Origin of the sequence: Janibacter sp. Soil728, assembly GCF_001428305.1 — a bacterium.
In the GTDB taxonomy this organism is placed as follows: Bacteria; Actinomycetota; Actinomycetes; order Actinomycetales; family Dermatophilaceae; genus Janibacter.
The window spans coordinates 469966-482741 of the sequence record NZ_LMRZ01000003.1 but is presented as its reverse complement, the minus strand read 5'-3'; the positions used below and the strand labels follow the sequence as shown (position 1 = coordinate 482741).

Sequence of the window (12776 nt, the reverse complement as noted above, 5' to 3'; positions counted from 1 at the left end):
GCCGGACGAGTGCCCACTTCGCGTCCCGGATGCCCGCTCCGGAGACGGTGCCGCGCTCGACCCTCACCCCGGACGGCACCCCTTCGCCTCCCGGCGCGTCGGCACACCCGACCACCACGCCCGCTCCTGCGAGCGTGAGCGCACCGGTAAGGGCGCGCAGCACCGCCCGACCGACCGGGGGCGGTGCTCCCTTCGCCGGAACCTAGACTGTCCCGCATGGCTGACCTCACTCGCGACGACGTGGCACATCTCGCCTCGTTGGCTCGTATCGACCTGTCCGACGCCGAGCTCGACACCATGGTGGGCGAGCTCGCGAGCATCATCTCCTCGGTCGCGGCCGTGCAGCAGGCCCCGATCGATGGCGTCGAGCCGATGAGCCACCCGATGCCGATCGTCAACGTCACCCGTCCGGACGAGGTGCGTGCGTCGTTGACCCCCGAGGCGGCTCTCGCGATGGCGCCCGCCTCCGAGATCGAGCGCTTCGCCGTGCCGCGCATCCTCACCGAAGACTGAGCCAGAAGGACACCATGAGCGACCCCACCCGCATGACCGCTGCCGCGCTCGCTGACGCGCTGGCCTCCGGTGACCTGTCCTCCGAGCAGATCACCCGCGCCCACCTCGACCGCATCCAGGGAGTCGACGAGCAGGTCGGCGCCTACCTCCACGTCGCGGGTGAGTCGGCCCTCGCCGAGGCGCGCGAGATCGACGACCGCCGGGCGAAGGGGGAGGACCTCCACCGTCTCGCCGGCGTCCCGATCGCCGTCAAGGACGTCATGACGACGACCGGCATGCCGACGACCGCCGGGTCCAAGATGCTCGAGGGCTGGGTCCCGCCGTACGACGCGACCATCGTCGCCAAGCTCAAGGCGGCCGGCCTGCCGATCCTCGGCAAGACCAACATGGACGAGTTCGCGATGGGCTCCTCCACGGAGCACTCGGCCTACGGCCTGACGCGCAACCCGTGGGACCTCGAGCGCATCCCCGGCGGCTCCGGCGGTGGCTCCAGCGCTGCCGTCGCCTCGTGGCAGGCACCTCTGGCCACCGGCACCGACACGGGTGGTTCGATCCGTCAGCCCGCGGCCCTCACCGGTTCGGTCGGCGTCAAGCCCACCTACGGTGGCGTCTCCCGCTACGGGATGATCGCGATGGCCTCCTCGCTCGACCAGGGCGGCCCCTGTGCGCGCACCGTCCTCGACACCGCGCTCCTGCACGAGGTCATGGCCGGTCACGACCCGCTCGACTCCACCTCGATCGACCAGCCCGTCCCGGATGTCGTCGGCGCCGCCCAGCGCGCTGACGTCAAGGGCCTGCGCATCGGCATCGTCAAGGAGCTGACGGGAGAGGGCTTCTCGCCACTCGTCCAGGCCCGCTTCGACGAGTCGGTGCAGCACCTCGTCGACGCCGGCGCCGAGGTCGTCGAGGTCTCCTGCCCCAACTTCGTGCACGCCCTCGGCGCCTACTACCTGATCATGCCGAGCGAGGCCAGCAGCAACCTCGCCCGCTTCGACGCGATGCGCTACGGCCTGCGGGTCTCCCCGGACGGGATCGACGCACCGAGCGCCGAGCAGGTCATGGCGGCCAGCCGCGACGCCGGCTTCGGCGACGAGGTCAAGCGCCGCATCATCCTGGGCACCTATGCCCTCTCCTCGGGCTACTACGACGCCTACTACGGCAGCGCGCAGAAGGTGCGTCGTCTCATCGCCGACGACTTCGCCGCGGCCTTCGGCAGCGCTGACGTCCTCGTCAGCCCGACGGCCCCGACGACGGCCTTCCGCTTCGGTGACAAGACCGACGACCCGATGGCCATGTACCGCGGCGACATCGCGACGATCCCGGCCAACCTCGCCGGCGTGCCCGGCATGTCACTGCCGAGCGGTCTGGCCGAGGACGGGCTGCCCGCAGGCTTCCAGATCCTCGCGCCGGCCATGGCCGATGACCGTCTCTACACCGTCGGCGCGGCTCTCGAGCAGCGCCTCGTCTCCGCCTGGGGCGGGCACCTGCTCGAGCAGGCCCCCGAGCTGGCCATCACGAAGGGAGCCTGAGACATGGCGACGACCACCACCGACGACGTCCTCGGCTACGACGAGGCACTGACGACCTTCGACCCCGTCATGGGTCTCGAGGTGCACGTCGAGCTCGGTACCAGGACCAAGATGTTCTGCGGCTGCGCGACCGAGTTCGGCGCCGAGCCCAACACCCAGGTCTGCCCGGTCTGCCTCGGCCTGCCCGGAGCCCTGCCCGTGGTCAACGAGATCGGTGTGGAGTCGGCGATCCGCATGGGGCTGGCGCTCAACTGCTCGATCGCGCAGTGGTGCCGGTTCGCCCGGAAGAACTACTTCTACCCGGACATGCCCAAGAACTTCCAGACCTCGCAGTACGACGAGCCGATCGCCTTCGACGGCTACCTCGACGTCGAGATCCCCGCCGCCACCGGCGAGGGCACCGAGATCTTCCGTGTGGAGATCGAGCGCGCCCACATGGAGGAGGACACCGGCAAGAGCCTGCACGTCGGTGGCGCCACCGGCCGCATCCAGGGAGCCGAGTACTCGCTCGTCGACTTCAACCGCGCCGGGATCCCCCTCATCGAGATCGTCACCCGGCCGATCGCCGGTGCGGGCGAGCGGGCCCCCGAGGTCGCCAAGGCCTTCGTCGGGGCGCTGCGGGACCTGCTGCGCTCCCTCGAGGTCTCGGACCTGAAGATGGAGCAGGGTTCGATGCGCTGCGACGTCAACCTGTCGCTGCGTGCCAAGGCGGGCGACGACCCGACCTCACCGGAGCAGTTGGCCGTCCCCCTCGGCACGCGCTCCGAGACCAAGAACGTCAACTCGCTGCGCAGCGTGGAGCGCGCCGTGCGCTACGAGGTCTGCCGCCACGCGGCGGTCCTGACCTCTGGCGGGTCGGTCCTGCAGGAGACGCGGCACTGGCACGAGGACACCGGCGTCACGACGAGCGGCCGCGAGAAGTCCGACGCGGACGACTACCGCTACTTCCCCGAGCCCGATCTCGTCCCGGTCGCCCCGAGCCGTGAGTGGGTCGAGGAGCTGCGCTCCGCTCTTCCCGAGCCGCCGGCGCTGCGCCGCAAGCGGCTGCTGGGCGAATGGGGCTTCTCCGGCCTCGAGATGCGCGATGTCATCAACGCCGGCGCCATCGAGCTCATCGAGGCCACCGTTGCGGCAGGCGCCAAGGCCCAGTCGGCGCGCAAGTGGTGGCTCGCCGAGCCCTCCCGTCGGGCCAACACCGAGGGCGTCGACCTGGCGACCTACGCCGAGCAGGTCGGGATCACCCCGGAGCACGTCGCCGAGCTCGAGTCGTTGATCGTGGCCGGCCGGCTCAACGACAAGATGGCTCGCCAGGTCCTCGAGGGGGTTCTCGACGGCGAGGGCGCACCCACGGTCGTCGCCGACGCGCGCGGTCTCGAGCTGGTCCAGGACGACGGGGCGCTCGAGGCGGCGGTCGACACGGTCATCGCGGCCAACCCCGATGTCGCGGACAAGATCCGTGGCGGCAAGGTGCAGGCCGCCGGTGCCCTCATCGGCCAGGTCATGAAGGAGATGAAGGGTCAGGCCGACGCAGACAAGGCCCGGGCGATCATCCTGACGAAGCTCGGGGTCGAGGGCTGACCTCGGTGTGACTATGGTCGGCAGCATGGTCACCGTCTCGCTGCCCGATCAGTCCTGGCTCGATGCCGTCGGTCCCGTCGAGGGCGTCACCACCCTCGTGTGGGACCCGACGCAGCCGCCACCCGAGGTCGAGCTCGACGTCTTCGTGGCGCCGTACATGGCCTCGCCCGACAAGATCGAGCCGATCCGGCAGCAGCCGTCGGTGCGGTTGGTCCAGCTGCTCTCCGCCGGCGTCGACGCGGCCCTGCCCGTCGTCCCCGACGGCGTCGAGCTGGCCAATGCGCACGGCGTGCACGACGCTGCGACCGCAGAGCTGGCGGTGGCGCTCGTGCTCGCGTCCCAGCGCGGCTTCGACGAGTTCGCGGCCGCTCAGGCGAAGGGGGAGTGGCTGCCCCGCGAGTTCCGCCCCGGTCTGGCCGACAAGCGGGTCCTCGTCCTCGGCTACGGCTCGGTGGGCTCCGCGATCGCCAGACGACTGGCCCCCTTCGAGGTGGAGCTGACCGCGGTCGCCTCACGGGCCCGCGACGGCGACGACTTCGTCGATCGCATCCACGGCACCGACGAGCTGCTCGACCTGCTCCCGGAGCACGACATCGTCATCTCGGTGCTGCCCGGCACGGCCGCGACCAAGGGCATGCTCGGGGCCGAGACGCTCGCTGCGCTGCCCGACGGGGCGCTCGTCGTCAACGTCGGGCGTGGTCCGGCGCTCGACACCGACGCAGCGCTGGCCGAGGCAGGACGCCTGCGCTTCGCACTCGACGTCACCGACCCCGAGCCGCTGCCTGCGGATCACCCGCTGTGGTCGGCCCCGGGCGTCATCATCAGCCCGCACGTCGGCGGGGTGACCGAGGCCTTCCGGCCCCGCATGGTCGCGCTGCTGCGCGAGCAGCTGCGCCGGCTCGCTGCGGGTGAGGATCCGCTGCACGTCGTGGACCGCGGCTGAGGCCGGCTCACTTCAGGGGGTAGACCTGCGCGCCGACGCGCAGGACGCCGTCGGCGATGGTCGAGGCGCCGTCGAGGGGAGCGCTGCCGCCGGTGAAGGGTCCGTGCAGCGTGCCATCGGGTGAGACGGCCCACGTGGTCCGGGTGCGCTCACCGACGATGTTCGTGGTGGAGCCATCGACCGCGACCCAGCCGCTGCTGTCGGCCTCGGAGATCGAGATGCGCGGGCTGCCCGGGATGCGTACGACCTTGGGGGTCCCGACCTCCCACAGCCCGGCCGAGGCGCCGCGACGGACGGGTTGCCACAGCACGTCGGCCCGTTGGTCCTGCACGACGTCGGTGTCGGACACCCACCCGCCGGGCGGTCGGGTCTGCGTGATCTCGCCGGTCCGCAGGTCGAGCGCGGAGTAGTGATCGACGGTGGACCCCTTGCCGTCCCTGCTCAGCTTGTCCGGGATGTAGATGGTGCCGTCACTGTCGGGGAGGGAGAAGGGCCGGGCCTGCGCGATCCAGTCCTGCTCCCACTCGAGCGCACCGGTGCTCACGGACCGTCCGGTGAGGACCCCGTCTCCGTGCTCGACGTAGATGCCTGCGACGACGCGGCCGTAGTTGAGGCAGTCCAGCCCGCGCGCGACGACCTCTCCGTCGTAGACCCGGGCGAGGTCGACCCCCTTCGACCCACGCTTGGACGAAGGGAGGAAGACCACCGACTGCTGCAGGTCGGGCACGTCGAGGGTCAGCGGGACGCCCTGCTTGCACTCCGTACCGGCTCTGCGGGCCGAGGTCCACAGCTCATCGCCCGTGGTCAGGTCGTGGCCGGTGGTGCCCTCGCGGGTGCTGATGACGAGGACGCCGTCGTGCTGGGCGACGGCGGTGGGCCGCCCTCGGGTCATGGTCCACCACACCTGTCGACCCGAGTCGATGAGGCGCGCGACCAGACGCCGCCCCTCTTCGCCCTCGACGGCCTCGTCGAGGACGACGGTCTCGTCGGTCGTGGTCATGACGTGGCTGTCGTCGGGGGCGGTCCAGCGCACCTCACCGGTCTGGGCGTCACGGGCGATGCCCTCGGCGAAGAGGATGCTGCCCAGGCGGAAGGAGTCGACCGCGAGGTGGCCCTCGTTGCTGCCCTCCTCCCAGTGTGGATGACTGTCGGGGAGGGTGTTGAGGGCGAGCCAGGCGCCGCCTCCGAGGCCGAGCGCGATGGCCAGGGCGGCGGCGATCGCAGGGGTCCGGCGGTTCAGGAGGCGGACGACGACGAGGACCAGACCCACGACGAGCAGGACTGTCCCGACGAGGTAGGGCCAGCGGCCGAGGTCGGCAAGCACAGCAGCGGCGATCAGGCCCGCACCGGTCACGGTGAGGGTTGCGCCGACGACGACCGGGTGACGTCGGAGCCATCGCACGACCTTGCTCACCATGGGTCGGAGTCTAGTTCGGGGGCCACCACCCCAGCGGGTCACCGCGCCGGGGAGAGCAGGGTCATTCGAGTGGATGAACGGTGCTGTCGACCATGATCACGCCGTCCTCGGCGTAGGCAGAGCGACCGGTGAAGGGGCCGTGGAGATCGCCCTCGGGGGAGAGCGCCCAGGCCTGTGGGTGATCGTCACCGACGGGGTCCTCGACATGGCCGCTGACGACGAGCCACCCACTCGTCGGGTCCGACTCGAGACTGCGGTGGATCCGGGGGCCCGGGACGGGGACGACCCGATCGGTGCCGAGCTCCCACATCCCCAGTCCGCCTTGCTCTCGGACTACCGGTTGCCACACGTGCTCTCCGACCTGACGCCGTGTCTCGTCCCGGGCGACCCGCCAGCCCCGGGGTGGGCTGGTCTCGGAGACATCGCCGGTGGCGACGTCGATGGCGAAGTAGTCCTTGGAGCCATCGGGGGTGAAGATGGTCGATCCGTTACCGGACACGTTGTAGTGCGATCCGAGCGTGATGTGCTCCGGTGTCCACCAGACGGCGGTGCCGTCCTCGGTCGAGCGAGCGACGAGGCGACTGTCATCCGCCTGCACGATGACATCGCCGACGACACGGGCGCTCAACAGGCAGCTGAGATCCTCGACGAGGACCTTGCCGTCGCTGACCCGCACGACATCGGCCCGGGCGCCTCGTCCCTCGCCCGACAGCAGGACGACGCTCTGCGACGGGGACGGACCATAGGAGTGGCGCAACTCACCGAGCTCGCACGATGCCGCCGACCCATCGGGCGAGGTCCACACCGTCTCGCCCGTACTCAGGCCATGGGCAGTGGTGCCTTCGGATGACGTGACGACGAGGGCATCACCGTCGACGGCCGAGCCGCGCACGATCGGGCTCGGGACCGACCAGAGCGTGCTGCCGTCCGCTGGAGCGCGTGCGACAAGCTGTCCGCTGTATCGGTCCTGCGTCGAGGGCTCGAAGCTGACGACCATCGTCGGCGTCACGGCGATCAGCCGGATGTCCTCGGCGCCACTGGGCGGTGCGCCCGTGCCCCAGCCGGTCCAGCGCACCTCACCCGTCGAGATCTCGTAGGCAGCGGCCCCGGTGAACCACAGGTCACCCTGCCGGGCGGCGTCCCCGGCGACGCGGTAGTCGACGGATCCGCCCTCCTGCGGCCAGGCCGAGTGCTGCTCCGGCAGACCGTTCAAGCCCAACCAGGCTCCACCGCCCACGACGACGGCGACGGCCAGGCACGCGCCGCCGAGCGCAGCGCGGTGTCGCAGGACCCGACTGAGCAGCAGTGCCACACCGATGACGAGCGCGACGGCTCCGCCGTAGTACGGCCAGCGACCGAGATCGGCGAGCACGGCCGCGGTGATCCCCACGGCGCCCACGATGACGAGCCCAGCTCCCACTACCGCCACGCGCCTCATGTCCATGGATATTAGGGGCGGACGGGGCGGTCCGACGGTCAGCGGAGGGTGACCTTCAGGACACGGTCGTCGCCCTCACGCGGCTCTCCGCGGAAGGTGTTGCTCGTCAGGACCCACAGGCTCCCGTCGGGTGCGAGCTCCACGTCGCGCAGCCGGCCGTGCTGGCCCTCGAGCAGGCGTTCGGGCTCACCTGCTCGTGCGTCACCACCCTCTCCCTCAACCGGAACCCGCCACAGGCTCTTGCCTCGCAGGGCCGCCATGACGACCGAGCCGTCCTTCGCGACCGCGATGCCGCTCGGCGAGGCGTCCGCTGTCGACCAGGTCGCCACCGGATCGATGAACCCCGACCGCCCACCGGCGCCCTCGACCTGCGGCCAGCCGTAGTTGCCGCCCGGCACGATCCGGTTGAGCTCGTCCCAGGTGTCCTGCCCGAACTCGCTGGCCCACATCGTCTCGTCCTCGCCCCACGCGAGTCCCTGCACATTGCGGTGGCCTGAGCTCCACACGGGGGAGCCCGGGACGGGGTTGCCCCGTGCAGCGTCGCCGTCGGGCGTGATCCGCAGGATCTTGCCGCCGAGACTGTCCGGGTCCTGCGCCGCGGAGGTGTCGCCCGCATCCCCGGTCGCCACGTAGAGCTGGCCGTCGGGGCCGAAGGCGATGCGACCGCCGTTGTGGTTGCCGGCCTTGGGAATGCCGGTGAGGACCGGCTCTGGTGAGCCAAGGCCGTTGTCCCCCAAAGCCATCCGCAGAACCCGGTTGTCATCGGCCGTCGTCACGTAGACGAAGACGGACCGGTCCCGCGCGAAGTCGGGGGAGATCGCGAGGCCGAGGAGACCCCCTTCGCCCTCGGCCACGACGCCCGGAACGGTGCCGACGGTGCTCACCTCCTCGTCCTCGATCCGCACCACCTCGCCGCGATCACGCAGGGTGACGAGCGCGGCGCCATCGGGGAGGAAGGCCAGGTCCCACGGCACGTCGAGATCGCCGACGACCTCGGAGACGACCGGCTGCGCGGCGGGCGGAGTGACCGGCGATGACGAAGGGGGAGGGGTGCCCCCTTGGGGCGTGCTGCAGGCGGCGAGCGCGATCGGCAGGGCCATGCCGAGGAGGAGCCGGACCGCTGCGTGCCGCGTCATGCACAGACGTTATCGAGGAGTGGCGTCTCAGTGTGTCTCGGGCCACACTCAAGTCATGACGACGTCAGCGGAGGACCGGACACTCATCCTGCTGCGGCACGCGGAGCCCGAGACGGGCCGTGCCGGACAGGACGACCGTGAGCGACCACTGACCGAGCGTGGCCGAGAGCATGCGCAAGACATCGGACGCTGGCTGCGTGAGCAGGGCCTGGGCTGCGACGAGGTCATGTGCTCACCCGCGCTGCGCACCCGCGAGACGATGCAGGAGGTCGCGGAGGCAGGGTGCTCCGAGGCCGAGGTGCAGATCGAGCACCGCCTCTACAACGCGGACGCGGACGCGGTCCTGTCCGTGATCAGGGAGTCGATCAACGACGCCAATGTCCTGCTCGTCGTGGGGCACGCCCCCGGTCTGCCGGCGGTGGCGAGCCTCCTGGCGGACGGCGAGGGCGATGACGACGCGCACGAGCTGCTGAGCAACGGCTTCCCGCCCGGCGCGGCTGCCGTGCTGCGCTTCTCCGGGCACTGGCAGGACCTCGCCTTCGGCGCGGCCGTGCTCGACCAGTACCGGGCTCCGACCAGCTAGTCCTGCCGGGGGCCATCCACGTCGAGCGCGTAGTGCCTGAATGTCGAGACGACCTCCATGCCGACGTGCTCGTAGAGGCCGAGGGCGCCGGTGCGGGAGTCGGTCGACAGGCCGGAGCGGGCGAATCCTCGGCTGCGCCCCTCGGCGAAGGAGTCGGCGAGCAGGGCTCGGGCCAGCCCGAGGCCACGTCGATCCGCAGCAACGGCGAGCTCGTCCACCCACAGCATCCCGTCGTCGCTGCCGATGATCATCGCGACACCGACGACCGCGCCCTGCGGCCCGCGGACGACGCGGCAACGCCAGGACGCCGCCTCCGCGCCCTCGAGGAAGTCAGCCGACCACTCCTCATAGCTCGTCGAACGGCGACCGGGCCACTCGCCGAAGGCGTCCTCGATCACGCGGTGCACGGCGCGCATCTCGTGGGGCCGGCCCTCGTCCAGGGTGTGGCCACGGGGGAGGGGCTGGTCGACCAGCCGGCGCTCCGCCGGCAGCTCCAGCACCCAGGCGTCGTACTCGGCCCGCCCGCCGGCCGCGACGAGGAAGGCCTCGGCGGGGCTCCCGACGGGGACCGTCTGCGAGACCTCGACCGCGTCGAGGGCGAAGGCGCTCGCCCGGGCCCAGTCGAGGAGCGCCCGACCCAGGCCACGGCCACGCCACGAGGACGAGACGACGGCGTCCAGGCGTCCGTGCCGGCCGATGACGACGTACCCGACGAGCTCGTCACCGTCGAGGAGCCCCAGCGAGCGCGCGGCGAGGTCGGTGCCCGGAGCGCGCCAGCTGCGCTGCACGTCGACGAGCTCGGTCATCGCCTCGGGCAGGCTCTCGATCTCGTCGGCGCGGGCGAGGTCGACCACCGCCTCCGCGTCCGTGACCTCGAGCGGGCGGACGGTGAGCGCGGCACCGTCCGGGAGGGTGCAGGGGGTGGTTCCATCGCACATCGGGCCAGCATGCTCCCTTCGCCGGGTCTCGTCACCCGAGTTTGCGTCCCGAATCGTGGACTTCGTTGTCTCAAACGTTGACACGCTGCGGGCGGCGGGGGAAAGTAGCGACATGGCCCTCCTCCTCGTACTTCCCCGGCGCGCTGCCTGAGCGACGACCCGTCGTCGACGCAGCGCGCGCCCTTCATGTCCACCCGGACTGAGGGGCTTTTTCATGCCGGGAGAGGATCAAGGAGCACCAGCAGATGGCACGCCGAACCGAAGGACACACGGTGACTGACACGAGCAGCAGCGCCCCGAGCCCGGCCGCGATGGCCCGTAGGCCCGGGAACGCCCGACCGACCCCCGAGCAGGTGACCGGAGCCAAGAGCCTGGTCCTCGCCCTCGAGCACGTCGGCGCGGAGGTCGTCTTCGGTATCCCGGGGGGCGCGATCCTGCCGGCCTACGACCCGCTCATGGACTCCACCGCGGTCCGTCACATCCTGGTACGCCACGAGCAGGGCGCCGGCCACGCCGCCGAGGGCTACGCCTCGGCCACGGGCAAGGTCGGCGTGTGCATGGCGACCTCCGGACCCGGCGCCACCAACCTCGTCACCGCGATCGCCGACGCCCACATGGACTCGGTCCCGATGGTCGCGATCACCGGTCAGGTCGCCTCGAGCTCCATCGGCACCGACGCCTTCCAGGAGGCGGACATCCGCGGCATCACGATGCCCATCACCAAGCACAACTACCTCGTGACCGACGCGGCGCAGATCCCGCGCGTCATCGCCGAGGCCTTCCACATCGCGAGCACGGGCCGACCCGGCCCGGTCCTCGTGGACATCGCCAAGGACGCACTGCAGGCCACCACCACCTTCGCGTGGCCGCCGCAGATCGATCTGCCGGGTTACCACCCGGTGACGCGTCCGCACGCCAAGCAGATCCGCGAGGCCGTGCGCCTGATGGCAGCCAGCCGGCAGCCGGTCCTCTACGTGGGTGGTGGTGTCATCCGCGCCGGCGCCCACGCGGAGCTGCTCCGGCTCGCGGAGATCACGGGCATCCCCGTCGTGACGACCCTCATGGCGCGGGGCGCCTTCCCCGACGGGCACCCGCTGCACCTGGGCATGCCCGGCATGCACGGCTCGGTCGCTGCCGTGACCGGCCTGCAGCGCAGTGACCTGCTCATCACCCTCGGCGCCCGCTTCGACGACCGGGTCACCGGCCAGCTGTCGTCCTTCGCCCCGGGCGCACGGATCATCCACGCCGACATCGACCCGGCCGAGATCTCCAAGAACCGGGCCGCAGACGTGCCGATCGTCGGTGACGCCAAGGCGATCATCAGCGAGCTCATCACGACCATCGAGGCCGGCGTGGGCGACGCCGCCGACGTCAACCCGCACACCTACGACGCATGGGCGGCGACGACGAAGGGGTGGGCGCAGGAGTTCCCGGTCGGGTACACCGCGCCCAGCGACGACGCCCTCATGCCGCAGCAGGTCATCGAGCGCATCGGTGCGATCGCCGGGCCGGAGGCCGTCTACGCGGCCGGTGTGGGGCAGCACCAGATGTGGGCAGCGCAGTTCATCGGGTACGAGCGCCCCAACTCCTGGCTCAACTCCGGCGGAGCCGGGACGATGGGCTACTCGGTGCCGGCAGCGATGGGGGCCAAGGTCGGCGAGCCCGACCGGGTCGTGTGGGCGATCGACGGTGACGGCTGCTTCCAGATGACCAACCAGGAGCTCGCGACCTGCGTCATCAACGACATCCCGATCAAGGTCGCGATCATCAACAACTCGAGCCTGGGCATGGTGCGCCAGTGGCAGTCGCTCTTCTACAACGAGCGCTACTCCAACACCGACCTGCACACCTCGGTCGGCAGTCGCATCCCCGACTTCGTCAAGCTCGCGGAGGCCTACGGCTGCGTGGGCCTGCGCTGCGAGCGACCCGAGGACCTCGACGCGACCATCGAGCAGGCCATGGCGATCAACGACCGCCCGGTCGTCATCGACTTCGTCGTCGAGCGCGACGCGATGGTGTGGCCGATGGTGCCCGCCGGCGTGAGCAATGACGCGATCCAGACAGCCCGTGACGCTGCCCCGGTCTGGGACCGGGAAGAGTCCGAGGCCGAGGAGCAGGACACCGACGCAGACCACGACGGAAAGTGAGGCACGAGACCATGAGCACCAAGCACACCCTCTCCGTCCTCGTCGAGAACAAGCCGGGCGTCCTTGCTCGGATCTCGGCGCTCTTCTCCCGCAGGGGATTCAACATCGACTCGCTCGCGGTCGGTCCGACCGAGAATGACGCGGTCTCCCGGATGACCGTCGTCGTCGACGTCGACCTGCTGCCCCTCGAGCAGGTGACCAAGCAGCTCAACAAGCTCGTCGAGGTGCTCAAGGTCGTCGAGCTCGACCCGCTCGCCTCGGTCAACAGCCAGGTGGTGCTCGTCAAGGTGCGCGCGGACGCGAGCAACCGCAGCGGCATCCTCGAGACGGGTCAGATGTTCAAGGCCAAGATCGTCGACGCGACATCGGAGGCGATCGTCCTGCAGGCCGTCGGCAATGCCGACAAGCTCAACTCGATGCTGGAGATCCTCGAGCCGCACGGCATCAAGGAGCTGGTCCAGTCGGGTGTCGTGGCCATCGGCCGCGGTCCCCGCTCGATCACCGACCGTTCCAGACACTGACCCCCTTCGTCATCTTCGCGCCGGACGCGAGAC

At 70.7% G+C, this 12776-nt stretch carries 11 protein-coding genes; 7 read left to right on the top strand and 4 right to left on the bottom strand.

Annotated features, from left to right (window positions below):
* Positions 1 to 216: 216 nt before the first annotated feature.
* Genes gatC through ASG73_RS06450 form a run of 4 tightly spaced genes read left to right on the top strand, consistent with a single transcriptional unit; the run spans position 217 to position 4563 of the window.
* Complete coding sequence (gene gatC, locus ASG73_RS06465; protein WP_055992534.1) at positions 217 to 513, top strand: Asp-tRNA(Asn)/Glu-tRNA(Gln) amidotransferase subunit GatC; 297 nt, start codon at positions 217 to 219, stop codon at positions 511 to 513.
* 14 nt (positions 514 to 527) lie between these two features.
* The gene (gene gatA / locus ASG73_RS06460; RefSeq protein ID WP_055992531.1) at positions 528 to 2042 is read left to right on the top strand and encodes an Asp-tRNA(Asn)/Glu-tRNA(Gln) amidotransferase subunit GatA; all 1515 of its coding nucleotides are present in this window, start codon (positions 528 to 530) and stop codon (positions 2040 to 2042) included.
* A gap of 3 nt (positions 2043 to 2045) precedes the next feature.
* Positions 2046 to 3620 carry an Asp-tRNA(Asn)/Glu-tRNA(Gln) amidotransferase subunit GatB gene (gene gatB, locus ASG73_RS06455; protein ID WP_055992528.1) on the top strand — a complete coding sequence of 525 codons (1575 nt, stop codon included), beginning with the start codon at positions 2046 to 2048 and terminating at the stop codon, positions 3618 to 3620.
* Between the two features lie 25 nt (positions 3621 to 3645).
* Positions 3646 to 4563, top strand: coding sequence for a 2-hydroxyacid dehydrogenase (locus tag ASG73_RS06450; RefSeq protein WP_156466171.1), 918 nt, complete (start codon positions 3646 to 3648; stop codon positions 4561 to 4563).
* 7 nt (positions 4564 to 4570) lie between these two features.
* Here ASG73_RS06450 and ASG73_RS06445 read toward each other — a convergent pair whose 3' ends face one another.
* From ASG73_RS06445 to ASG73_RS06435, 3 genes are all read right to left on the bottom strand, one after another.
* Positions 4571 to 5980 (bottom strand): PQQ-binding-like beta-propeller repeat protein, encoded by a 1410-nt coding sequence (locus ASG73_RS06445; RefSeq protein WP_055992522.1) that lies wholly within the window; start codon positions 5978 to 5980, stop codon positions 4571 to 4573.
* 61 nt (positions 5981 to 6041) lie between these two features.
* A complete protein-coding gene (locus ASG73_RS06440) occupies positions 6042 to 7409 on the bottom strand; it encodes an outer membrane protein assembly factor BamB family protein (RefSeq protein ID WP_162253966.1) in 1368 nt (455 codons plus the stop codon).
* A 47-nt stretch (positions 7410 to 7456) separates the two neighbouring features.
* Positions 7457 to 8554, bottom strand: a complete 1098-nt coding sequence (locus tag ASG73_RS06435) for a PQQ-dependent sugar dehydrogenase (RefSeq protein ID WP_082567045.1) — start codon at positions 8552 to 8554, stop codon at positions 7457 to 7459.
* A 55-nt stretch (positions 8555 to 8609) separates the two neighbouring features.
* Between ASG73_RS06435 and ASG73_RS06430 the strand changes: the two genes are divergently transcribed.
* Complete coding sequence (locus ASG73_RS06430; protein WP_055992516.1) at positions 8610 to 9137, top strand: SixA phosphatase family protein; 528 nt, start codon at positions 8610 to 8612, stop codon at positions 9135 to 9137.
* Here the strand turns inward: ASG73_RS06430 and ASG73_RS06425 are convergent.
* Positions 9134 to 10075, bottom strand: a complete 942-nt coding sequence (locus ASG73_RS06425) for a GNAT family N-acetyltransferase (RefSeq protein ID WP_055992514.1) — start codon at positions 10073 to 10075, stop codon at positions 9134 to 9136. The two genes, ASG73_RS06430 and ASG73_RS06425, sit on opposite strands and share 4 nt — an antisense overlap.
* 311 nt (positions 10076 to 10386) lie before the next feature.
* Here ASG73_RS06425 and ASG73_RS06420 point away from each other — a divergent pair, with 311 nt between their 5' ends.
* Positions 10387 to 12222: an acetolactate synthase large subunit gene (locus ASG73_RS06420; RefSeq protein ID WP_055992815.1), complete on the top strand. Its 1836-nt coding sequence runs from the start codon at positions 10387 to 10389 to the stop codon at positions 12220 to 12222.
* An 11-nt stretch (positions 12223 to 12233) separates the two neighbouring features.
* Positions 12234 to 12743, top strand: a complete 510-nt coding sequence (ilvN, locus tag ASG73_RS06415; RefSeq protein WP_055992812.1) for an acetolactate synthase small subunit — start codon at positions 12234 to 12236, stop codon at positions 12741 to 12743.
* Positions 12744 to 12776: the final 33 nt, after the last annotated feature.